This is a genomic window from Rhizobium sp. SL42, assembly GCF_021729845.1.
Lineage (GTDB): Bacteria > Pseudomonadota > Alphaproteobacteria > Rhizobiales > Rhizobiaceae > Allorhizobium.
In genome coordinates this window covers 2,887,481-2,909,185 of the sequence record NZ_CP063397.1, presented here as the reverse complement: position 1 = coordinate 2,909,185, position 21,705 = coordinate 2,887,481, and the positions used below count along the sequence as shown (strand labels likewise).

Genomic DNA, 21,705 nt, shown 5'->3' with positions numbered 1-21,705 from the left:
TGCTAATAAAACCAAGAGTATACTTGATGAAACCTTAGAGTAGCGCGGTCCTTGTGTCGATCTGAAGCGATTGCAGCCTATTACAGCTTGCCGACGAACTGGGCGAAGACCATCGTGCCTTCCGGCCATGGACCATGGCCGGATTCCGCGTTGATGTGGCCCGATTCCCCGGCATCCACCAGCATGGAGCCCCAGCACCTGGCAACATCCTCGGCATGTTCATAGGTGCCGAAGGGATCATTGCGGCTGGCAACCATGATCGACGGAAATGGCAGGGGATCGCGTGGATAGGGGCCAAAGGTCATCAGGTGTTTCGGGCGGATCTCGGGGTTGGCGACATCCGGAGGCGCGACCAGAAACGCGCCTGCAATGCGCTGCTTCAATGCAGGCACGGCATGGAGCACGGTCGGAACGCCGAGCGAGTGCGCAACCAGCACGACGGGACGGGTCGATGCATTGACCTCTTCCACCAACCGGGCAACCCAATCCTCACGCACCGGTTTCGACCACTCTGCCTGTTCGACGCGGCGTGCGGTTGAGAGTTTAGTCTCCCAACGGCTTTGCCAGTGATCAGGGCCAGAATTGGTGTAGCCGGGGACGATGAGGATATCTGCTTCAGATACTTTCATGCGCCTTATCTGCGTTCGCATGCACCATACGTCAAGATGGCAAGATCGTTCGATGGGGTGAAAAATTGCAGGCCGCTCACCCATGCCGGCTGAGATGCAGAGCAAGGCACGGGACGTTATTGGACAGGTCAACGGTCGTTTGCCGGGTTGAACGTCGATCTGCCCGGTGGCGGATCACATATCTGACATGCGTGGGGCATCCCCCGCGACAACGGCGTAAAAACCTGTTAGATTTCAGATTGATCGGACGTATTGTCCACACTGATGGAACAACCGCCACCTGAACGGTGATCTCGCGTGAGCCCTTGGCCGGAGATTGCAGGGTGTGCCCGACGGTATGAGACACGATACCGCCTCTGAATTTCATTGCCAGAATGCAGACTTGGTTTGCTTGAGGAGGAAATGAGGATGTCGAACTTTCATGTCATGACCGGATCAGCCGGTATTCTGGAACGGCCCGATATTCGTCGAATATCGGTTGATGATGTCTTTGACGCGCTGCGCGCCGGCATCAATGACTTTCGCGAGCAGCCTTCGCATTATGCCTTCGTTTGCCTGATCTACCCGATCGCCGGCGCAATCATGATTGCCTGGAGTGCCGGCGTTCAACTCCTGCCCATGGTCTATCCGCTGATGTCGGGCTTTGCCCTGCTGGGGCCGCTTCTGGCGGTCGGCCTCATGGAAATCAGCCGGCGTCGGGAACGCGGCGATGATTCCAGCTGGTCGCATGTCATTGCCTTGCGTAAATCTCCGGCCCTGCCATCGCTGCTGATGATGAGCCTCTATCTGTTGATGTTGTTTGTGGTCTGGTTGGTTGCCGCGCAAGCACTTTACGTGCATTTCATCGGCGACTATCCGGCGCCGGGTTTCATGGGCTTTGCCAAGGGTGTGCTTTCGCATCCGAATGCCATGGGGCTGATCGTCTGGGGCAACGTCATCGGTTTCGCCTTGGCCCTGATCGCGCTGGTGATCAGCATTGTTGCCTTCCCGCTGCTGCTCGATCGCGACGCAGGCGCCGCGACCGCGGTTCACACCTCCGTTCGCGTCAGCATGCTCAATCCGGTGCCGGTTGCCGTGTGGGGCTTGATCGTCGCGCTTTCGCTCGCGGTCGGCATGGCAACCATGATGGTCGGGCTTGTGGTGATCATGCCGATCCTCGGCCACGCCACCTGGCATCTCTATAGAAAGCTGGTGGTCTCGTCTCCGCGTTGAATGCTTTGCCACGGTGAGACGGAAAAGGCCCGGTCGCTTGATGCGCCGGGCCTTGGATCGATAGGGCTTGTCGTGTGGCTCAGCCGAAGACGCGCTTGAAGATCGTGTCGACATGCTTGGTGTGATAGCCAAGGTCGAATTTTTCGCGGATTTCGGCTTCCGGCAGTGCTGCGCGCACCTCTTCATCGGCAAGCAGTTCCTCCAGGAAATCGGCGCCCTTTTCCCAGACCTTCATGGCATTGCGCTGGACGAGACGGTAGCTGTCCTCGCGCGATACGCCAGCCTGGGTGAGGGCCAGCAGCACACGCTGGCTCATGACCAGGCCCTTGAACTTGTTCATGTTGGCGAGCATGTTTTCCGGGTAGATCACAAGCTTTTCGATGACGCCGGCAAGGCGGTTCAGGGCGAAATCGAGGGTGATGGTGGTGTCCGGACCGATGGCGCGCTCGACGCTCGAATGGCTGATGTCGCGCTCATGCCAGAGTGCAACGTTTTCCAGTGCCGGGACAACCGACATGCGGACCAGACGGGCGAGGCCGGTCAGGTTTTCGGTCAGGACCGGATTGCGCTTGTGCGGCATGGCGGACGAGCCCTTCTGGCCCGGCGAGAAGAACTCCTCCGCTTCCAGCACCTCGGTGCGCTGCATGTGGCGGATTTCGATGGCGACGTTTTCGATCGACGAGGCGATGACGCCGAGCGTTGCGAAGAACATCGCATGGCGGTCGCGCGGAATGACCTGGGTGGAGATCGGTTCGGCGACGAGGCCAAGCTGCTCGCAGACATATTCCTCGACGCGCGGATCGATGTTGGCGAATGTGCCGACGGCGCCGGAGATTGCGCCGGTTGCGACTTCCGCACGGGCGGCGATCAGACGGTCGCGGTTGCGGTGCATTTCCGCGTAGAAACGGGCAAAGGTGAGGCCCATCGTCGTCGGCTCAGCATGGATGCCGTGGCTGCGGCCGATGCGGACCGTGTCCTTGTGCTCGAACGCCCGGGTCTTCAGTGCATTCAGCACCCGGTCCATGTCGGCCAGCAGAAGGTCGGCTGCGCGTACGAGCTGGATGTTCAGGGTGGTGTCGAGCACGTCCGACGAGGTCATGCCCTGATGAACGAAGCGGCTGTCGGGGCCGATGAATTCGGCAAGATGGGTGAGGAATGCGATGACGTCATGCTTGGTGATGGCTTCGATTTCGTCGATGCGGGCGACGTCGAACTCGGCTGCGGCACCCTTTTCCCAGATGGTCCTGGCGGATTCCTGCGGAATGACGCCAAGATTGGCGAGCGCCGTGCAGGCATGGGCCTCGATCTCGAACCAGATGCGGAATTTGGTTTCAGGCGACCAGATGGCGACCATTTCTGGCCGGGAATAGCGCGGGATCATCGGGATTTCTTTCGTTCAACTTGGGGCTGTCAAGCTTGGATTGGCAAGCTTCGGATTGGCGAGCTTGAGATTGGCACACTGGCAACGTGGCCCGCTTTAGCAAAGACCACCCGTAATCTCAACGGCTACGGCGCGACATAAGCAGGCTGACGGCAAACAAGAGCACGAAGGCAAAGGGCAGGAAATGGCGCAAGCCCAGCACAGCAAACTGATAGAGCGCGGAGGCGGTGGTGAAGATCTGCTGCAGAAACCAGACGCGCGAGGGAAATGGCGCGTGCCATTGTGCGTAAAAGAGTCTGTACTGCAGCGCGAAAAGCCCGGCGGTCACAGCGATCGTGCCCATGCCGAGAAACAGGAACCAGGCAGCCAGGCGCGTTTCACGCAGCCGGCCATGGGACGCAAAACGGATGAACGGCAGGGCGATCAACCAGGCAAGCGCGCCGCCGCATCCATAGACAAGTGCAAGAAGAGGTGGGTTGCTTCCCCCCGCGCGTCCGATCAGGTGAACCGATAGAGCGAAACATCCGGCCATCGCCAGTCCCCAGACGATCGCGCCGAAAAGGCAGAGCTTTGCCGGCGGAAGACAGGCCGAAAGTCGCGACGCGGGTATTGTTCCTTGCGGGAGTGTCGCGGCGCTCACTGGTGCAAGCACCGCAGTTCCAGGCTCGCGATATTCCCGGCTTTCACCGGGAGCTGAAGGCAGATGGCGCCGCGCGCCGCGATGCTTTCCTGCACTCGCCTCAAGCCCTGCCTCCCTCGGCTGCCTTGCGGAGAATGTCGACGGTTTTGCGATAGTCGTCAACGCCCTTGCCCTGATAGATGGCCGAGCCTGCCACAAGAACGTTGGCGCCTGCACCGGTGACCAGAGGTGCGGTCGCGGCCGTTATGCCGCCATCGACTTCGAGGTCGATCGGTCGGTTGCCGATCAGGGCATTCGCCTTGGCAATCTTGTCGGTCATGGCCGGGATATATTTCTGGCCACCGAACCCCGGATTGACGCTCATGATGAGGATCAGGTCGAGATCGTCCATGACATGCTCGATGGCCGAAAGCGGCGTTGCCGGGTTGAGCGACACGCCGGCCTTCTTGCCAAGGCTGCGAATGGTCTGCAACGAGCGGTGCAGATGCGGGCCGGCCTCGGCATGAACGGTGATGATGTCGCAACCGGCATCGGCGAAGGCTGCCAGATAGGGATCGGCGGGCGCAATCATCAGGTGGCAGTCGAACACGGCCTTGGTATGCGGACGAAGTGCCTTGATGACGGCCGGGCCGAACGAGATATTCGGGACAAAGTGGCCATCCATGACGTCGAGATGGACCCATTCTGCGCCGGCATCGACCACGTCGGAGACTTCCTGTCCCAGCCGGGCGAAATCGGCAGCAAGAATGGAAGGTGAAATCAGCAGCGGGCGGGTCATGGGCCAGGGTCCTCGATGGCGGTCTTTGTTGCGGCTCGCCTTAGCACCGTGGGCCTGTTGCGGCAACCATCCGAGACGTCAACGAAAGGTGCAGACAGGCTCAAGACGGTGCGGCGAGCTTGACTGTTGGCCGCGGCCCCTTCATCCATCGTCCACGGGGCGGAGCCCGGCAGGGAGGATTAAATGCAGAAATTCGTCATCATCACCGGCGGCAGTTCAGGTATCGGCCGGCATCTGGTCCATGCGTTTTCGGCGGCGGGCTACGATGTTGCCTTCACGCATCTTGGCCAGATGGATGCCGCCGACGAAGTGGTGCAGGATGCAGCCCATGGCGGGGGACGGGTGATCGGCCATGATACGGATGTTGCCGACAGCTTGGCCGTTGCCGGCTTCCTTGATCAGGCGATTTCCTGGGCTGGCCAGGCGCCGGACGTATTGATCAACAATGCCGGGATCCAGACCTGGGCACCGCTGCTTGAATTGTCCGAAGAACGCTGGGACATGGTCATCCGGACAAATCTCAAGGGTACGTTTCTCAACACCAAGCTGACCGCGCAGCGCATGATCGAGGCGGGCAAGGGCGGCTCGATCATCAATCTCGGCTCCGGCTGCAACAAGCTCGCCTTTCCGAAGCTGGTCGACTACACCGCCTCCAAGGGCGGCATCGAACAGTTCACCAAAGTCTCCGCCGTCGAACTCGGACCGCATGGGATCCGGGTGAACTGCATCGCGCCAGGTGCGATCGAAACGGCCCGCACGCGCGCTGAGGCGCCGGACTACGGCAAGACATGGGGAGACGTGACGCCGCTGAGACGTGTCGGTACGCCAGAGGACATCGCCGGACCGGCCCTGTTTCTGGCCGGCGATCAGTCGAGCTTCGTCACCGGTCAGACGATCTGGGTCGATGGCGGCGTGTTCAGCCAGGCCTTCTGGCCCTATCGCGACTAAATCCTACTGGGTCCCTGCGGCAATCGGTACAAAGGCACCGTCCTTCCACTCGACCAGGCGGTAGGGGTTCTCTGCCAGTTCATGCGCCTCGGTGAAGGTAATCGGCCCGATCACCGTCTCGAACATCGTACCGGACAGGGCTTCCGTCAGCGGAGTGCCCATGGCCGACGAGATACCCGCCGCGTCGGCGACAATGGTCACGGCCGCATGGGCTGGCAGGAAATATCCGTCCGGCGCATGTTTTCGTTCCGTCAGTGCGGCCAGTACATCGGCCGCAGAAGGGCCCTCCGGTGTCTCCGTCAGGGCAACGGCCATCACACCGTTGCGAAGCGGGACCGGTTCGTTGGCGGCCTGCATCGTGTCGCCTGCGAGGATCGTCAGCGGTATTTTCTCCGCGGCTGCATCGCGGGCAATGATTGCCACGTCATTGCGGTCGCCGCCGATGAAGACATGCGTGGCGCCTGCCTTCTGAAGACGGCGGACCAATGATAGCTGCTGTTCCTGCCCGGGGCGCAATGTGTCCGTGAAGACAGGTTTCAGACCGCGCTCTTCCAGGCTGTTGCGGATTGCCTCCGTCAGTTCGCGGCCGCGGATGGTGCCGTCCTCCAGCAATGCAACGGGTTTGCTTTCCCAGTCGCGCAGAATGAAGTCGGTGAGAATCTGCACCTCGGCTTCGGCCGTTGGAGCAAGCCTGAAGAAAGGCCAGCCCTGCTTGGCGGCATCCTCCATCAGTCCCTTCCAGCGGACGGAGAGCGAGATGGCCGGTATCTTGCGGGCCGCGAGGAGCGGAAGCCCACCCTCCAGGCTCTCGCTGCAGAGAAATCCGATTGCGGCGGTGACCTCCGCCTCGGTAATCTTCGTCGCGACGGCGGGGCCGCTGCCGGCCTCACAGCTTTCGTCGATCTCGACGAGGTCAATCGAAAGCCTGTCGGCTGCCAGTTGGGCGCCATGGCGGATCTGGTCGCCCAGCGGCGCAAACATGCCGGTTTTCGGGGCCACAACCGCCAATGTCAGCGTCTTTGCCTCGGCGCCGGCAATGCCGGTAAGCACAAGGGCGGAGGTGATCAGCAGGCGCTTCATCAGGTCATATCCATCTCAGTTGCAGTGATCCTAGCGCAAAGGATTGCTGTTTGGAAATGCGCGGTTTTCGCATTGATGGCGGCCCGTTCGTCAGCCGGGCCGTGCCGTTGTGGAAAAGGTAAGGCTTGCGGCCCATATTCGCCTCGGCTAGGGAGCGTGGACGTGCGGGAGGCAGCATTTGAGTAACAAGACTTTGGATCCGGTCATCTATCGCGACGCGATGAGCCGCTATGCCGGCCATGTGCAGATCGTGACGACCGAGCATGGCGGGATCCGGCGCGGCGTGACGATCACGGCAGCCTGCTCGGTGTCCGACCAACCTCCCACCGTTCTTGTCTGCCTGAACAATGGCAATGCCAATAACACCGTCATGTTCGAAAGCGGGCATTTTGCCCTGAACTCCCTTGCGGATCACCATCGTCCACTGGCCAATGCCTTTGCCGGTTTCGGCGGTCTTTCGGTCGAAGAGCGTTTTTTGCTGGCCGAGTGGCAGGTGATTGAGACCGGGTCGCCTGTGCTGGTCGATGCCGTGACCGCCTTCGACTGCGTCGTGGTGGACCGCAAGGTGACGGCGACGCATACCGTGCTGTTCGGCGAGGTAAAGGCTGTGCATTTTGGTCCGAAACACGCGCCACTCATCTATCTGGACCGAGGCTATCACACGCTGTAAGCTTCTCCTCGAACAGGAGGAGACATGGCGGAAACCTCGGCAAAGGGACTGCCGGAATCAATTGATTCTGTTATAGAATTTCTGGCGGCGGAAGACTATCTCGCCGGCCGTGCGCTGGCGACCGTGCTGTTTCTCGCACTGAAGATGAAGCGCCCGCTGTTTCTCGAGGGAGAGGCCGGCGTCGGCAAGACCGAAGTGGCCAAAGTGCTTGCCAAGGCGCTTGGCAGGCCATTGATCCGGTTGCAGTGTTATGAGGGCTTGGACGTCGCGTCCGCCGTCTATGAATGGAATTATCCGGCACAGATGCTGGAGATCCGGATGGCCGAAGCCGCTGGTGTTTCCGATCGCGACCGGCTTGAACATGACATCTTCTCCGAGCGTTATCTTATCCGGCGTCCGGTGCTGCAGGCCCTGCAGAGCGTGCCCGGTCGGGCGCCAGTCTTCCTGATCGATGAACTGGATCGCACAGATGAAGCATTCGAGGCTTTCCTGCTGGAGGTGCTTTCCGATTTCCAGGTGACGATCCCGGAATTCGGCACGGTGAAAGCTGCCGAGCCGCCGATCGTCATCGTCACCAGCAATCGCACCCGCGAGGTGCATGATGCCTTGAAACGCCGCTGTCTCTATCATTGGGTCGACTATCCGAAAGCGGCAGACGAGCTTGCCATCATCCGCCGCAAGGTGCCCGGCTGCAATGAACAACTGTCGCGACAGATCGTGGCCTATGTGCAGAGGTTGCGGACGATTGACCTGTTCAAGAATCCCGGCATCGCCGAAACCATCGACTGGGCAACGGCTTTGACCGAATTGGACCGGCTGGCGCTCGATCCGGAGACAATTGCCGACACGCTTGGCACGCTGTTGAAATATCAGGAAGATATCGCACGCATACAGGGCAGCGATGGCCAGAAGGTGCTGGCGGAGGTCAAGGCTGAACTCTTGGCGGCGGGCTGACGTATGCAGACGTTTGACGCGCTCACCGACAATAGGGATGGATTTGTCGTGCCGCCACATCGGGGCGAAGCCCGGCTGGCCGACAACATCGTGCATTTCGCCCGCGTGTTGCGCAAGGCCGGCCTGAAGCCGGGGCCGGGGGCGGTGATCGACGCGATCGAAGCCGTCGATGCTATCGGCATCGGTTCGCGAGTAGAGTTTCATGCGGCGCTGGCGTCGATCTTCGTCAAGCGTCATGAGGACCAGCCGGTTTTCGACGAAGCCTTCTCGATTTTCTGGCGCAGCCGCGACCTTGTCGGGAAGATGATCGCGCTGATGTCACCGGTCGCGGTGGATCTCGGAGAGCGGCAAAGGCCGAAGGCGGGGGCGGCGCGGGTCAGCGATGCGCTGTATGCCGAGAAGAACAGGCCGGCGAGGGAGGGCAACGAACCAGAGGTCGAGATTGACGCGCGGCTGACAGTGTCTGGCCAGGAGGTTCTGCGGCAGATGGATTTCGGCCAGATGACATCGAGCGAGCTGGCTCAGGCTCGACGGGAGATCGAACGTCTCGCTATGCCCTTCGACAAGGTGTCTACCCGCCGTTTCCGGGCGTCGAGCCGCGGACGCCACATCGACCGGCGCGCGAGCATGCGGCAGGCACTGCGAACCGGAGGCGATCTGATGCTGCCGCGTTTTCGCGAAAGGCGTCAGCGCCCGCCGCCGCTGGTGGTGCTTGCCGACATTTCCGGATCGATGAGTCAATACAGCCGGATTTTCCTGCATTTCCTGCATGTTCTGAGCGAACGTCGGCAACGGGTGCATACTTTCCTTTTCGGCACGCGGCTCACCAATGTCACCCGGCAGTTGCGGCATCGCGACCCGGACGAAGCAATCTCCCAATGCACGGACGCCGTTGCCGACTGGTCGGGCGGCACCCGGATCGGCGAGACATTGCGGCTGTTCAACCGGCAATGGGCGAGACGGGTTTTGGGGCAGGGTGCCGTTGTCCTCTTGATCACTGACGGTCTGGAACGGGACGATGTCGAGACCCTGAGCATGGAGATGGACCGACTGCACCGCTCATGCCGGAGGCTCGTCTGGCTGAACCCGCTGCTGCGATTTTCCGGCTTTGAGGCTAGGGCGCGCGGCGTGCGGGCGATGTTGCCGCATGTTGACGAATTGCGCGCGGTTCACAATCTCGAAGCCCTGGCTGATCTTGTCAGGGCGCTGACCGGACCGCCCGAAAAGGACGCCGATCCGCGTCGTTTCCTTGTGTCGATGAAAGGTATGTCATGACCAAAGACAGTTTGCGGCACGATCCGCTATTGATCGCCGAGGACTGGATCGGTGCTGGCCGCGAGGTCGCCATCGCCACCGTGGTCGAGACCTGGGGCTCTGCACCCAGGCCGGTCGGCAGCCACCTGGTGATCGACCGCGACGGCAATTTCGAGGGCTCGGTGTCCGGCGGCTGTGTCGAGGGCGCCGTGATCACCGAAGCGCTGGACGTGTTGGACAGCCGTCAGCCGAAGATGCTTGAGTTCGGGGTGGCGGATGAGACGGCCTGGCGGGTCGGCCTATCCTGTGGCGGGCGTATCCGTGTCTATGTCGAAAGGCTCGGTTGATGGATCCGGCGCATCTTAAGGCGTTGAACGCGGCAAGAGGCAGGCGACGTGCCGCCATTCTGGTGACCGATCTGACGGGGGACGGCGACAGACTGGTCTTCGAAGGAGAGGATGTGAGCGGCGCGCTTGGCGAGGCCGTGGCACAACACTTTCTTTCGGGCAAGGCGGGCTCGGTTGAGATCAATGATCGTCACTATTTCCTCAATGTGTATCTGCCCCCGCCGCGCATCGTCGTGATCGGCGCGGTGCATATCAGCCAGGCGCTGGCCCCGATGGCCGTGCTTGCCGATTTCGATGTGACGATCATCGATCCGCGCACTGCTTTTGCCACGCCGGAGCGCTTCGCGGACGTCGAGCTGATCGCCGACTGGCCGCAGGACGTTCTCCTGCAACGCCCGCTTGACCGCTATAGCGCGCTGGTGGCGGTCACCCACGATCCGAAGATCGACGATCCGGCAATCGTCGCGGCACTGAAGGCGCATTGTTTTTATGTCGGGGCACTGGGTAGCCGGAAAACCCATGCCAAACGGGTCGAGCGTCTGATGACGGCTGGATTCGGGCCCGAACAGATCGGCGTGATCTCGGCACCGATCGGGCTCGACATCGGGGCTGCCACACCGGCGGAAATCGGCGTCGCGGTGCTGGCTGATATCATTCGCGCCTTTCGTCGCCGCACGCTCGCCACATCGACAGGGACTGCTTCATGATCTTCGGCAGCATCGCGGTGGATGAAGCCGAAGGCGTGATCCTGGCGCATTCGGTTTCGATTGCATCGGGCAAATTCGGCAAGGGATGCAGGCTGACGGTGGCCGACCTGGATGCGTTGCGCTCGCATGGGGTATCCTCGGTGATTGGTTGCCGCATGGAGCCGGGAGATCTGGACGAGGATGCTGCGGCCGCCAAACTGGCCGCGATGCTGGAGCGGCCCGCGATGCGGTGTTCGCCGGCGACGACCGGCCGGGTCAATTTCTACGCCGATGCCAATGGCCTCTTCGTTGCCGACAAATCGGTGGTCGACCGTTTCAATCGTATTGATCCCGCGATTACGTTGGCGTGTCTGGCCGATCATGCCGATGTGCGGGCCGGGGATCTGGTCGCGACAATCAAGATCATCCCGCTTGCGGTTGCCGGGCACAGCGTCGAGCGTGCCTGTCAGGTCTTGTATGGGCATGCGGCTTTCCAGTTGAAACCTTACGTCGCCCATTCCGTGGTCCTGATCGCCACGACCCTGCCATCGCTGAAACCCTCGGTGATGGACAAGACGGTCAGGGTTCTACAGCAGCGCCTCGTTTCATCCGGCAGCGAATTGATGTCTGAAGCACGCGTGCCGCATGGGGCCGGCGCCGTTGCAGACGCCATGCAGGCGGCACTCGCGGTTGCACGCAGCGGTGAGCAGGCGTCGCCTGCAATGATCGTCGTCTTCGGCGCGTCGGCGATGAGTGATCCACATGACGTTATCCCTGAGGCAATCCGGTTGGCGGGTGGGACGGTCGTGCAGGTCGGCCTGCCTGTCGATCCCGGCAATCTGCTGGTGCTTGGCTATCTCGGGACCGTGCCGGTAATTGGAGCGCCGGGCTGCGCACGGTCGCCAAAGGAAAACGGATTCGACTGGGTGCTCAACCGTCTTCTTGCCGGCGAGGCGCCGACGCGCGACGAAATGACGGGCCTTGGGGTTGGAGGATTGCTGATGGAGATCCCGAGCCGACCGCTGCCGCGCCTGATGGCAACGCCGGACCGGGCGGGCGACGGCATCGCGGTTGTCATCCTCGCTGCAGGCCGGGCAAGCCGCATGGGAGACGGTGGGCAGCACAAGTTGTTGGCGGAGTTCGACGGTGAAGCACTCGTCCACCGGGTTGCACGTCAGGCGATCGAGGCAAAGATCGGCCCGGTGCATGTCGTCGTCGGGCATCGAGGTGACGAGATTTCCGCCGCGCTCGACGGGCTGGATGTCACGATCATCGACAATCCGCACTACGCGACCGGTATGGCCAGTTCGCTGAAGGCGGGTCTTGAGAGAAACGATGTCAGCGCAGCGCCAGGTATGATGGTGCTGCTTGCCGATATGCCGAATGTCGCGACAGGCGATATCAGGGCGCTCGCAAACGCCTTTGCCAGTGTGTCCGGGACAGCTATCGTGCGCGCTGTCGCCGACGGGCAGCGAGGAAATCCGGTCATCCTGCCGCGTTCGACCTTTGAGGCGCTCAAGGCCATCGAAGGCGATATCGGTGCACGACCGGTGATCGAAAGCGCGGGCCTGCCGGTGATCGATGTCGAAATCGGCGTGGCGGCGCGGCTCGATGTCGATACGCCAGATGCTGTCGTGGCCGCCGGCGGAATTCTCAAGGATTGAGCAGACACATGGACAACGATGCGATCGAAGAGATGTTTCAAGCACTTGGCTCTGTGTCCATCCGCCGGATGTTCGGCGGCAAGGGCATCTATCATCAGGGCATCATCTTTGCCCTCGATCTGTTCGACGAGATCATGCTGAAGGGCGATGGCGAGACTGCGCCGCTGCTGGAGGCAGCCGGTGCTCGGCGCTGGTCCTATGCGGGCAAAACAGGCAAGCCGGTTGCCATGCCTTACTGGACTGTTCCCGAGGAGGCGTATGACGATCCCGACGAGATGGCGAAATGGGCGCGGCTGGCTTTCGAGGCAGCAGTCAGGGCCGAGGCCAAGAAATAGGCTTCAGCGCAGGTAGGGCAGGAGTGCCACGGTGAATGCAGACAGCGGCTGCGGCAGGTCGTCGAGCGAGAAGAAGCCGATGGCCGAAAGCTTGTCGGGCTCGGTCAGTTGCGGCTCGCCTTTTATGTCGGTCGTCTTGTAGAGCAGCGATACCCAGTGCTGGCGGTCAGCTTCGATCAGTTGCTCGGTGAGCCCGAGATACTGGATTTCACCGATGGTCATACCGGTTTCTTCTTCAGCCTCGCGACGGGCCGCGCGTTCGGCTGGCTCCATATGGTCGACCTTGCCGCCGACGATATTCCAATGGCCGGCCTCCGGTGCTTTCATGCGCTTGCACAAAAGCAACTTGCCATCCCGAAGGATGGCAAGACCGACGCCGAGGCCGGGGAAATCAATGCCGGGTGCAGCCATGACCGGATCAGGCCTTGGCAGCAGCCACGATCAGCATGAAGGCGGGAATGTCATCGCCGAAGCCGACCGGTGTCGGGCCGTCGTCGTGGTCGCGGTGGTGGCTGCGGCGACGCTCGCGATGATCGTCGTTGGCCGGGTTAGGGGTCGCGTTGTTGCGGGCATTGCGCGGGTGCTGGTTCGGACGCCTGTCCGCCTTACGCTCGTTTGCCACGGGTGCTTCGATCCTTGCCGGTTCCATTACGACTTCCTCTGCGGGCTTGGTATATTCTGCGGGCGTTTCGGTTTTGTGACTGTTACGCTCGCCACGTCCTTCGCGATTTCCATCGCCCCGGCCTTCACGCTTACCATCACGTGCACGATCGCGGCTGCCTTCGCGGCCCTTGTCGCGGCTGCCGCGCTTGCCTCGACCTTCGTCGTGGCTCTCGGCAGGGGCTGGCAAGGCAGAAAGGTCGCCATTGTGCCATTCGATCTTCTGACCGATCAGCTTTTCGATTGCATCGAGAAACTTGGAATCGCTGCGCGTAACCAGCGAGAAAGCAGCACCTGAACGACCGGCGCGGCCGGTACGACCGATGCGGTGGACGTAATCCTCTGCATGGATCGGGATGTCGAAGTTGAAGACGTGGCTGACGTCAGGAATGTCGAGACCGCGCGCAGCAACGTCGGATGCGACGAGCAGGGTGATCTGGTTGTCCTTGAAGCCGGCCAGCATATTGGTGCGCGAGCGCTGGTCCATGTCGCCATGCAGGGCGCCAACGGAAAAGCCGTGGCGTTCGAGCGAACGGAACAGGTCTGCAACATCCTTCTTGCGATTGCAGAAGATGATACCGTTCTTCAGGTCTTCCTGGGAGCGGATCAGGTCACGCAGGACCGAGCGCTTTTCGTAGTCCTTGTTGTGGGCTGCGACGAGGCGCTGCGTCACAGTGGTGGCGGTCGACGAAGGCTTGGCAACCTCGACGCGCTCCGGGTTCTGCAGGAAGCGATCGGCCAGTTTCTGGATTTCCGGCGGCATTGTGGCCGAGAAGAAAAGGGTCTGGCGGGTGAACGGGATCATCTTTGCGATGCGTTCGATATCCGGTATGAAACCCATGTCGAGCATGCGGTCGGCTTCGTCGATCACGAGGATCTCGACGCCGGTCATCAGGAGCTTACCGCGCTCGCAATGATCCAGCAGGCGGCCGGGGGTGCAGATCAGCACGTCGGCGCCGCGTTCCAGCTTGCGGTTCTGCTCTTCGAACGACACGCCGCCAATGAGAAGCGCGACATTGAGCTTGTGGTTCTTGCCGTATTTATCGAAATTCTCCGCGACCTGGGCTGCGAGTTCGCGGGTCGGCTCGAGAATCAGCGTACGCGGCATGCGGGCGCGCGCTCGACCGTTTTCCAGGAGCGTCAGCATGGGAAGCACGAAGGACGCCGTCTTGCCGGTGCCTGTCTGAGCAATGCCGCAGATGTCCCGGCGCTGCAGGGCTGGCGGGATAGCGCCGGCCTGAATTGGGGTCGGGTTCACATAGCCGGCATCGGTGACGGCAGAGAGGACTTTTTGGCTCAAGCCAAGGTCAGCAAAAGTTATCAAAGGGAAGTAGTTCCGTTCCTGTTCTTGCGAACATCCATGAATCGCCCTTAACGCGGGCCTTAATGGAAGGGGCGAATAGTCCCAAACTACCTGAAAGTCAAGGAAACTGAGGTATCTGGCGCAACAAAGGCTTAACAGCTGTGCTTAACTGCTGCGCGTTGTCACAAGCACCTGGATGCCAGCCAGTGCCAATGCCGAGCCGGCAATCCGGTTGGCTCGTCTGACGATCGCCGGCGTGCGCAGCAGGGCGCGTGCACGATCGGCAATCCAGACATGGCCGCCGACGACAATGCACTCGACCAGGACGATGACCGACGCGAGCTTGCCGTAGTTGGCCATCCCAAAACTGGTGCCTACGAAACCCGGCAGCAGCGCAAGGTAGAAAAGCGGCATTTTCGGATTGCCCAGATTGAGCGCGACGGCCGTCATGCAGACACCAGCCAGATTGCGCGGCCGGTTTTCTCCCGGTGTGAGTTCCGGGATGACCGGAGGCTCGGTCCACAGGCGATAGGCCATGTAAATCAGGTATGCGGCTCCGGCATAACGCAGGATCGTCATCAGCAGACCCATCTTGCTGGCGATCAGTGACAGGCCGAAAGCGGCAAGGCCCAGGTAGATCAGGATGCCGATGACGGTACCAAGGCCATAGGCGAGGCCGGACGCTGGGCCACTCGATACCGTTTTCGCGACAATGGTCATGTTGTCGGGACCGGGGGAGGCGGCAAACAGAAAAAAAGCCAAAGCAAAGGCAAGCAGCGACGTCGTGTCCATGGCAGCTCCGGTCACATCGTTGCTGCAATCATTGGCTGAAATGGGAAGCGCGTCAATTGATCAAGGTGGTGAGCTTCATCCCGGCATTGAGGAAACGAATGGGGTCGACCGCATCCTTTCCGCGGCGGACCTCGTAGTGCAGGTGTGGTCCGGTGGATCGGCCGGTCGAACCAGACAGACCAATCAAATCGCCGGCCTCGACCTTGTCGCCTTCCTTTACCAGGATGCGCGACATGTGACCGTAGCGGGTCGACAATCCGTATCCATGGTCGATCTCGACCATATTGCCATAGCCGCCGGATAGGCCGGCGGTGACGACTTTCCCAGCCCCGGTGGAGTGAACTTCCGTTCCTGTCGGTGCACGAAAGTCGATGCCGGCATGCATGGCCAGGCCACCAAAGAAGGGATCGGGACGGTTGCCGAAGCGGCTGGTGATTTCGCGCCCCGGAGCTGGATTGGCAAATGGCAGACGCCTGGCGGTATCGCGCACGGTCTCCAGTCTGGTCAGTGCCGCGTCGAGCGTATTCAGGGTCGCGTTGAAGTCGCGTTCGGGGCTGGGTGCGATGTAGGGACCGCCGATTGCATCAGAGGTCTTTGCATCCAATGCTTCGTCCAGTTCCACGCCGCTACGCTCCAGGATCGAGGCGATTTCCGCGGCCGTCTGGGTCGCTCCCGATGCCAATGTGGCAATGCGCTGCATTTGCTCGCTTTCGATGTCCTTCAGCGAAAGTGTCATGTGCGAAAACAGCTTGTCGGCGCGGTCGGCGACGTTTTCGTCCGTCATCGGCACGTAACCCAAAGCGAGGTTGGTCTTGGCGGGTTTCGGTGGAGCTTTCGCGCCCAGGAGTGCAGCAAACGCATGGGTGCCGGTGGTCGTAAGGGATGCCTCGTCCTTGGTGCCGGTCGACGGTCGATTTGCCGGCAGAGGGCCGTCGCTCGGCAGGCTGTCGGCGCTGGCGGCACCTTCGAGCAGCGCGTCGATGCGTCCGTGACGAGAGGTCAGCGCCATCTGCTGCTCCAGCAGCTTTTCGACTTTTTCCTCAACCACCTGCTGGTCGAGCAACTGGCGCGACGTGACACGGTCCACCTGAGCGCGCAGGGACGCGATGCGATCCTCGTAGTCATGCTGCATGCGGGCCTGGCGGGCCATGGTGGCTCCGATCAGGTTGTCGCGCAGAACGAGATAGGTGGTGGCGCCGAGATAGCCGATCGACATGACGCCGAGAAAGCAGAAGGTCAGCGCAGCCATCCACGGACGAATGGTCATGTGACGGATCTTGTCGCCACTGGCGAGAATCACGACGTGTTGCTCACGGCGCTTTCCAAAGACCTGGTTGTTTGCCTTGGCTGTCACGTCTGTCCCCACCGTATCTCAGTGCCGCTTGAGGCGCCGGAAGATGGCGAAACCGATTCATTTGGCCCCGCTCGTTCATGCGTATTTACGCATGGTTAGGGTTAACAAACATTTAGTCCGGCGGTGCCGCCGGATTGGTCAAGACGTGTTTTTCGACGAAAGGGATCGATAGAATGATGGCGTCAAACCGGCTTCGGCGCGGGCAACGTCATTGAACGGCGCCTTGAGGTTTCCGCGAAAATTTGCGCGGACCAAGTCCTGGAATGTCCTGGCTGGATCACGTTTTTCGCGCGCGCAGAGAAAACGGAACCATTTGGCGCCGACGGCGACATGGCCTTTCTCGTCCTCGTAGATGATGCTCAGGACATCGGCGCTCTCGATGTCGCCGGTTTCGCGCATCTTTTCCTGTAGGGCGGGCGTTACATCGAGACCGCGTGCTTCCAGGATCAGCGGCACAACGGCGAGCCTGGCAGTCAGGTCGTTGCGGGTGGAGTGGGCTGCCTGCCACAATCCGTCATGGGCCGGCATGTCGCCGTAGTCCGCACCGAGGTCGCGCAATCGGTCGCGCACCATGCGGAAGTGTTTCGCTTCCTCGAAGGCAACCTTCATCCAGCCGTCGAAGAAGGAATGCGGCACGGGCTGCGAAGCGAATCGGGCGACGATATCAAGCGCCAGATCGACGGCATTGAGTTCGATATGCGCCAGTGCATGCAGCGTGGCGATGCGTCCCGGCAGAGTGTGAAGCGAACGCTTTTCGGTGCCTTTTGGCGGAACAAGAACTGGCTTTTCCGGCCGACCCGGACGATCCGGCAAGGCCGGGTCGAGAGGTGAGCGCAGCGACAGCCTGCGCTCCTGCCAGCGGATCGCGGCGGTCTGGGCAAGGCTGGTCTTCTCATCGAGATCGGCGCTCATGATGGCAAGAGTCGCGGCCTCGCGCAGGGAGCGGAACGGCGTTGCAGGTTCCTTCACGACAAGGTTCATCAGAGAGATCGAACCGCCTGAAGGACGGCTTCCGCGTGGCCGGCCACTTTGACCTTGGGCCAGATCTGCGCGATCTTGCCCGCGGCATCGATCAGCACTGTCGTGCGCTCGACGCCCATGTAGGTCTTGCCGTACATGCTCTTTTCCTTCCAGACGCCATAAGCTTCGAGCATCTGGTGCTCTTCGTCTGCTGCAAGGATCACGGACAGATTGTGCTTGGCGGCAAATTTGTCGTGGCTTTTCACGGAGTCGGGCGATACGCCGACGATGGCTGCGCCGGCTTTCGCGAAGCTTTCGGAAAGCGAAGTGAAATCAATTGCTTCCGTGGTGCATGCCGGGGTGCTGTCCTTGGGGTAGAAATAGATGACGAGCGGCTTTCCTGTGAAATCGGCGAGAGAAACGGTGCCGCCGCCGTTGCTGGGCAGGGAGAAATCCGGAGCTGCTGTTCCAACTGCCAATTCCGTCATGGGAAAACCTTTCTTTTGCCCGCTTTTTGGATGATTGTGGTCGTCATCGATATATAGTCCGCTGCGGAGTCGTCCAGAGCGACTTGATAGCTGCATCGATAGACGGAGACAATCACCAGGACATGTCGGATATCCGGGGCGACAAGCTACGGTTTCGCACGCGGGACATCGTGCCGCTGCATGCCCTGCCTTCCGCGCAGGTGGAAGATCCCATGATCGTCCACTGCCCGCCGCGTCGCAGTCTCGTGCGCCGTTGCCTGCGGGGTCTCGTCGCGTTCATCGGTTTGTGGGTCATCGTCATCGCGGGCGTGTTTGCCGTAGTTGAAAGCGGGACGCTGGATGCTGCTTTGGCGCAACGTGCCACGACAGCGCTCTCCAATGCCATGGGCCCGCAATACGACGCGAAGATCGGTCGTACGGCGATCCGCTTTTCGGGCGGGCTCGATGTCACCGTCGATGCCCATGATGTTTCGGTCGTCGATGCGGCGAGCGGCCAGCAGGTGGCGATGACGCAGTCGGTAAGCCTCATTCTGGAGCCCATGGCTTTGCTTGGTGGCCGGTTCTCGGTTCGAGAAATAGACAGTCAGGGCATCTCCCTCGATGCCCGGCTCTTGCCGAAGCGCGAACCGATGGATCTATCCAGGTTCCGGATCGACAACATGCCGGCGGTGCTGGACGGCGCGTTCGGCGAATTGGACCGATTGCAGGGCTTCATCGCGCGGGGCGGGCTCGATCGCATGCGCCTGGGCGGCCTCGAGGTGGCGGCCACCAGTGCAAGCGGACGGCCGTTGACGTTATCCATCGATGATCTGGCGATGGAGCGAGGCAGTGACGACTCACTGTCGATCTTCGGCGCGATCTCGGTGAATGGCCAGCAGACCGAATTGACTGCCCTGACGACGAATGTCGGCGGTGCCGTCCATTCGATGACGCTCCGGATAGCGGACTTCCGCTTGACGCCATTCATGTTGCGGCGATCCAAGGCCGGCCTGCCACGCCAAGGTATCGATGGTTCCGCCGAGCTTGTTCTGTCTGCCAAACGCGATATCGCGGGGCAGGAGCCGGAAATGTCCCTGGCGGTCAACACGAGAGCCGCCACGTTCTATACCGATGGCCAGCCGCAGGAGATCACCGGGGCCGACCTGAACTTCGCCTATGACTTTGGCAAGGATACGATCGAGATCGCCAATTCCAGGGCCGAGTTCGGGCCGATGATCCTGCCGCTTTCTGGCGGCTTGATCGATCTGGACCGGCTGCCCGAGGGCAAGGATTTTGGCAAGGGCATCGGTATCGACCTGCTCGTCGCCCAGGGGCGTGCCGATGTGCCTTCCTCCGGTGAAACTGCGTTCCCCTTCGACATGAAGGCCTATGGCCGCTACCTGTTCGATGGCACCCTGCTGCAATTTGATACGTTCGACGTGTCCACGGCCAATGGCAAGATGGTCAGCACATTGCAGATTCGGTTTGGTGGCACCGGCCCTGAAGTGAAGTTCGACGGCGTGGTCGAGAACATGAAGGCTGCTGTGGTCAAGCAGCTCTGGCCCTATTGGATTGCCGACAAGCCTCGCAGCTGGGTGCTGAAGAATATCTTCGGTGGAACGGTATCGCATGGCGAGATTTCGGTTTTCATCCCGCAAAACCGCCTGTCGCTGGAACCGCGTCCGGTGCATCTGAAGGGTGACGAGCTGCGCATCGGCTTCGATGTGGTCGATGCCAGAGTGAACCTGACCGGGGATATTCCACCGCTGCGCGATGCCAATGCTCGCTTCGACATGATGGGCGAGCGGATCGAGGTGAAGATCAAATCGGCCGCCTCGTATTTTCCGTCTGGGCGTGTCGTGGCGCTGGAAAGTGGCGCGGTGACCATCGCCCGTGCCTATGAGAAGCCGCTGATGGCGACCATCTCGGTGGCCGTCAATGGTGCTGCGGATGCGGTCGCCGAACTTGTGTCGTTCAAGCCGATCCAGGCGTTGCAACGTATCGGATTTGTCGCAGAAGACTTTAGCGGCGCGATCAAGGGCACGGCGGAGGTCACCCTGGGTCTGATCGCCGATCAGAAACCGCCAGCGCCGGTGTGGAACGCCTATCTGCAACTGGACAAGGTTGCAATCGAAAAGCCGTTTGACGGGCGCCGGATCAGCGATTTCACCGGCACGCTTGCCGTCGATCCCAAGCTGGCGCAGATCGAAGGCTCGGCAAGGATCGACGACGTGCCGATGGACATCCGCATGAGCGAACCCGTTGCGCGGGATACCGACAGCGGGCGCGAACGGGTGGTGACGGCCAAGCTCGACAATGCCACGCGCAACAAGCTGGTGCCCGGGCTCGACGATATCATCGATGGTCCGATCTCGGTGGAACTCACCCGCCTGGGCGACAAGCGTCAGGCGGCCTCCGTCGATCTGCGCAATGCCAATCTCAATATTCCGTGGATCGGCTGGTCCAAGGGGCAAGGCATCGGCGCCAAGGCGACATTCGAGCTGAGCGAAGTGGACGGACAGACGACGATTGAAAAGTTCGTGCTGGATGGCGATGGTTTCGGGGCGAGCGGTGAGCTGTCCACCGGCCCGAAAGGCCTGATCGCGGCCAATTTCAGCAAGGTGAGGCTGGCGCCGGACGACAATCTTTCGATTGCGATCCGTCAGGTCAAAGGCACGTACAACGTGACTGTCTCGGGCAGCTCGTTCGATGCGCGGTCTTTGATTTCCAAGCTCAAGGCTCCGGCCGTCGCCGGCAAGGGGAAAGGCGATGATGTCAGCTTGCGGATCGAGGGCAAGGTCGATCGCGTCATAGGCTTTGGCGGAGAGGCACTGTCTGGATCTTCGGTGATCTACAGCGCGAGACAGGGCAAGACGACGGCGCTGGACTTCTCTGCCGTCACCAGCAGTGGCCAGGCGGTGGTCGCCAAGCTTCGCCGACCGGACGGCTTCAGCGAAGTCTCGGTGACCAGCAGCGATGCCGGCGCGCTGGTGCGTTTCATCGATCTCTACAAGCGGCTGGTGGGTGGCCTGGTGAACCTGAAGCTGAATGAAACGCCGGGCGGGGCATGGGCCGGCAATCTTGATCTGCGCAGCTTTCAGGTCGACAACGAAGAGCGGCTCCAGTCGATCGTGTCTACACCGACCGGCAGCGATGGGCGCAGCCTCAACAGTGCGGTGAAGCGCGACATCGATGTCAGCTCGGCCCGGTTCCAGCGGGCGTTCGCGCGGCTGTACTACAATGCCGGCACGCTCAGCGTGGAAAATGGCATTGTCAGGGGAGACCAGATCGGGGCGACATTCCAGGGCATCGTGCGCGACAGCAGCGGTCGGATCGATCTCACCGGCACCTTCATGCCGGCCTATGGCCTCAACCGACTGTTTGGCGAACTTCCGATCATCGGCGCCATTCTGGGCAATGGTCGCGACCGTGGACTGCTTGGCATTACCTTCAAGCTGACGGGCGCTGTTGAGCGACCCAATCTCGTGATCAATCCGCTGTCGATCATCGCGCCGGGCGTGTTTCGCCAGATCTTCGAGTTCAGGTAACAAAAAACCCGCCGATGGCGGGTTTGATGCGGTCGATTATTAG

At 61.1% G+C, this 21,705-nt stretch carries 21 protein-coding genes; 10 read left to right on the top strand and 11 right to left on the bottom strand.

Going from position 1 to position 21,705, the window contains the following annotated elements:
• Window positions 1–80 precede the first annotated feature (80 nt).
• Window positions 81–629 carry an RBBP9/YdeN family alpha/beta hydrolase gene (locus tag IM739_RS13800; protein ID WP_237368291.1) on the bottom strand — a complete coding sequence of 183 codons (549 nt, stop codon included), beginning with the start codon at window positions 627–629 and terminating at the stop codon, window positions 81–83.
• A gap of 408 nt (window positions 630–1,037) precedes the next feature.
• Here IM739_RS13800 and IM739_RS13795 point away from each other — a divergent pair, with 408 nt between their 5' ends.
• A complete protein-coding gene (locus IM739_RS13795; protein WP_237368290.1) occupies window positions 1,038–1,841 on the top strand; it encodes a DUF2189 domain-containing protein in 804 nt (267 codons plus the stop codon).
• A 79-nt stretch (window positions 1,842–1,920) separates the two neighbouring features.
• Here the strand turns inward: IM739_RS13795 and purB are convergent, their stop codons facing one another.
• The 3 genes from purB to rpe form a co-directional block, all read right to left on the bottom strand.
• The gene (gene purB / locus IM739_RS13790) at window positions 1,921–3,222 is read right to left on the bottom strand and encodes an adenylosuccinate lyase (RefSeq protein WP_237368289.1); all 1,302 of its coding nucleotides are present in this window, start codon (window positions 3,220–3,222) and stop codon (window positions 1,921–1,923) included.
• A gap of 118 nt (window positions 3,223–3,340) precedes the next feature.
• Complete coding sequence (locus tag IM739_RS13785) at window positions 3,341–3,754, bottom strand: hypothetical protein (RefSeq protein ID WP_237368288.1); 414 nt, start codon at window positions 3,752–3,754, stop codon at window positions 3,341–3,343.
• Window positions 3,755–3,962: 208 nt separating this feature from the next.
• Window positions 3,963–4,640: a ribulose-phosphate 3-epimerase gene (gene rpe / locus IM739_RS13780; RefSeq protein ID WP_237368287.1), complete on the bottom strand. Its 678-nt coding sequence runs from the start codon at window positions 4,638–4,640 to the stop codon at window positions 3,963–3,965.
• Between the two features lie 183 nt (window positions 4,641–4,823).
• Here rpe and IM739_RS13775 point away from each other — a divergent pair, with 183 nt between their 5' ends.
• Entirely contained in the window at window positions 4,824–5,588 is a 765-nt protein-coding gene (locus IM739_RS13775; protein WP_237368286.1) for an SDR family NAD(P)-dependent oxidoreductase, read from the top strand.
• 3 nt (window positions 5,589–5,591) lie between these two features.
• Here the strand turns inward: IM739_RS13775 and IM739_RS13770 are convergent, their stop codons facing one another.
• Window positions 5,592–6,668, bottom strand: coding sequence for a branched-chain amino acid ABC transporter substrate-binding protein (locus IM739_RS13770; RefSeq protein ID WP_237368285.1), 1,077 nt, complete (start codon window positions 6,666–6,668; stop codon window positions 5,592–5,594).
• A 220-nt stretch (window positions 6,669–6,888) separates the two neighbouring features.
• On the opposite strand from IM739_RS13770, the gene IM739_RS13765 reads away from it, so the two are divergent.
• Genes IM739_RS13765 through IM739_RS13735 form a run of 7 tightly spaced genes read left to right on the top strand, consistent with a single transcriptional unit; the run spans window position 6,889 to window position 12,578 of the window.
• Window positions 6,889–7,338, top strand: coding sequence for a flavin reductase family protein (locus tag IM739_RS13765; RefSeq protein ID WP_237371072.1), 450 nt, complete (start codon window positions 6,889–6,891; stop codon window positions 7,336–7,338).
• 24 nt (window positions 7,339–7,362) lie between these two features.
• Entirely contained in the window at window positions 7,363–8,292 is a 930-nt protein-coding gene (locus IM739_RS13760) for an AAA family ATPase (RefSeq protein WP_237368284.1), read from the top strand.
• Between the two features lie 3 nt (window positions 8,293–8,295).
• A complete protein-coding gene (locus tag IM739_RS13755; RefSeq protein WP_237368283.1) occupies window positions 8,296–9,567 on the top strand; it encodes a vWA domain-containing protein in 1,272 nt (423 codons plus the stop codon).
• Window positions 9,564–9,893, top strand: coding sequence for an XdhC family protein (locus IM739_RS13750; protein ID WP_237368282.1), 330 nt, complete (start codon window positions 9,564–9,566; stop codon window positions 9,891–9,893). The genes IM739_RS13755 and IM739_RS13750 overlap by 4 nt, the downstream gene beginning before the upstream one ends.
• Window positions 9,893–10,600: an XdhC family protein gene (locus IM739_RS13745; RefSeq protein WP_237368281.1), complete on the top strand. Its 708-nt coding sequence runs from the start codon at window positions 9,893–9,895 to the stop codon at window positions 10,598–10,600. Before IM739_RS13750 ends, IM739_RS13745 begins: the two co-directional genes overlap by 1 nt.
• Entirely contained in the window at window positions 10,597–12,243 is a 1,647-nt protein-coding gene (locus IM739_RS13740) for an NTP transferase domain-containing protein (RefSeq protein WP_237368280.1), read from the top strand. The genes IM739_RS13745 and IM739_RS13740 overlap by 4 nt, the downstream gene beginning before the upstream one ends.
• Window positions 12,244–12,251: 8 nt before the next feature.
• Complete coding sequence (locus IM739_RS13735; protein ID WP_237368279.1) at window positions 12,252–12,578, top strand: TfoX/Sxy family protein; 327 nt, start codon at window positions 12,252–12,254, stop codon at window positions 12,576–12,578.
• Between the two features lie 3 nt (window positions 12,579–12,581).
• Here IM739_RS13735 and IM739_RS13730 read toward each other — a convergent pair whose 3' ends face one another.
• From IM739_RS13730 to bcp, 6 genes are all read right to left on the bottom strand, one after another.
• On the bottom strand, window positions 12,582–12,989 hold the full coding sequence (locus IM739_RS13730) for an NUDIX domain-containing protein (RefSeq protein ID WP_237368278.1): 408 nt from the start codon (window positions 12,987–12,989) through the stop codon (window positions 12,582–12,584).
• Window positions 12,990–12,996: 7 nt separating this feature from the next.
• Window positions 12,997–14,562 (bottom strand): DEAD/DEAH box helicase, encoded by a 1,566-nt coding sequence (locus tag IM739_RS13725; protein WP_237368277.1) that lies wholly within the window; start codon window positions 14,560–14,562, stop codon window positions 12,997–12,999.
• 144 nt (window positions 14,563–14,706) lie between these two features.
• The gene (locus tag IM739_RS13720) at window positions 14,707–15,333 is read right to left on the bottom strand and encodes a LysE family translocator (protein ID WP_237368276.1); all 627 of its coding nucleotides are present in this window, start codon (window positions 15,331–15,333) and stop codon (window positions 14,707–14,709) included.
• A 52-nt stretch (window positions 15,334–15,385) separates the two neighbouring features.
• On the bottom strand, window positions 15,386–16,687 hold the full coding sequence (locus IM739_RS13715; RefSeq protein WP_237368275.1) for a M23 family metallopeptidase: 1,302 nt from the start codon (window positions 16,685–16,687) through the stop codon (window positions 15,386–15,388).
• A 138-nt stretch (window positions 16,688–16,825) separates the two neighbouring features.
• A complete protein-coding gene (locus IM739_RS13710; protein ID WP_237368274.1) occupies window positions 16,826–17,668 on the bottom strand; it encodes a ferritin-like domain-containing protein in 843 nt (280 codons plus the stop codon).
• Window positions 17,668–18,135: a thioredoxin-dependent thiol peroxidase gene (gene bcp, locus IM739_RS13705; RefSeq protein WP_237368273.1), complete on the bottom strand. Its 468-nt coding sequence runs from the start codon at window positions 18,133–18,135 to the stop codon at window positions 17,668–17,670. The genes IM739_RS13710 and bcp overlap by 1 nt, the downstream gene beginning before the upstream one ends.
• Before the next feature lie 122 nt (window positions 18,136–18,257).
• Between bcp and IM739_RS13700 the strand changes: the two genes are divergently transcribed.
• Window positions 18,258–21,662, top strand: a complete 3,405-nt coding sequence (locus tag IM739_RS13700; RefSeq protein WP_237368272.1) for an AsmA-like C-terminal region-containing protein — start codon at window positions 18,258–18,260, stop codon at window positions 21,660–21,662.
• Window positions 21,663–21,705 lie beyond the last annotated feature (43 nt).

Excerpts from the sequence above, each read along its gene's own strand:
- IM739_RS13755 (WP_237368283.1), top strand. The coding sequence starts at position 8,296 with ATGCAGACGTTTGACGCGCTCACCGACAATAGGGATGGATTTGTCGTG.
- IM739_RS13765 (WP_237371072.1), top strand. The coding sequence starts at position 6,889 with ATGAGCCGCTATGCCGGCCATGTGCAGATCGTGACGACCGAGCATGGC.
- bcp (WP_237368273.1), bottom strand. The coding sequence starts at position 18,135 with ATGACGGAATTGGCAGTTGGAACAGCAGCTCCGGATTTCTCCCTGCCC.
- IM739_RS13740 (WP_237368280.1), top strand. The coding sequence starts at position 10,597 with ATGATCTTCGGCAGCATCGCGGTGGATGAAGCCGAAGGCGTGATCCTG.
- IM739_RS13785 (WP_237368288.1), bottom strand. The coding sequence starts at position 3,754 with ATGGCCGGATGTTTCGCTCTATCGGTTCACCTGATCGGACGCGCGGGG.
- IM739_RS13775 (WP_237368286.1), top strand. The coding sequence starts at position 4,824 with ATGCAGAAATTCGTCATCATCACCGGCGGCAGTTCAGGTATCGGCCGG.
- IM739_RS13720 (WP_237368276.1), bottom strand. The coding sequence starts at position 15,333 with ATGGACACGACGTCGCTGCTTGCCTTTGCTTTGGCTTTTTTTCTGTTT.
- IM739_RS13730 (WP_237368278.1), bottom strand. The coding sequence starts at position 12,989 with ATGGCTGCACCCGGCATTGATTTCCCCGGCCTCGGCGTCGGTCTTGCC.
- IM739_RS13800 (WP_237368291.1), bottom strand. The coding sequence starts at position 629 with ATGAAAGTATCTGAAGCAGATATCCTCATCGTCCCCGGCTACACCAAT.
- IM739_RS13795 (WP_237368290.1), top strand. The coding sequence starts at position 1,038 with ATGTCGAACTTTCATGTCATGACCGGATCAGCCGGTATTCTGGAACGG.
- IM739_RS13710 (WP_237368274.1), bottom strand. The coding sequence starts at position 17,668 with ATGAACCTTGTCGTGAAGGAACCTGCAACGCCGTTCCGCTCCCTGCGC.
- IM739_RS13735 (WP_237368279.1), top strand. The coding sequence starts at position 12,252 with ATGGACAACGATGCGATCGAAGAGATGTTTCAAGCACTTGGCTCTGTG.
- IM739_RS13700 (WP_237368272.1), top strand. The coding sequence starts at position 18,258 with ATGTCGGATATCCGGGGCGACAAGCTACGGTTTCGCACGCGGGACATC.
- IM739_RS13770 (WP_237368285.1), bottom strand. The coding sequence starts at position 6,668 with ATGAAGCGCCTGCTGATCACCTCCGCCCTTGTGCTTACCGGCATTGCC.
- rpe (WP_237368287.1), bottom strand. The coding sequence starts at position 4,640 with ATGACCCGCCCGCTGCTGATTTCACCTTCCATTCTTGCTGCCGATTTC.
- IM739_RS13750 (WP_237368282.1), top strand. The coding sequence starts at position 9,564 with ATGACCAAAGACAGTTTGCGGCACGATCCGCTATTGATCGCCGAGGAC.
- IM739_RS13745 (WP_237368281.1), top strand. The coding sequence starts at position 9,893 with ATGGATCCGGCGCATCTTAAGGCGTTGAACGCGGCAAGAGGCAGGCGA.
- purB (WP_237368289.1), bottom strand. The coding sequence starts at position 3,222 with ATGATCCCGCGCTATTCCCGGCCAGAAATGGTCGCCATCTGGTCGCCT.
- IM739_RS13760 (WP_237368284.1), top strand. The coding sequence starts at position 7,363 with ATGGCGGAAACCTCGGCAAAGGGACTGCCGGAATCAATTGATTCTGTT.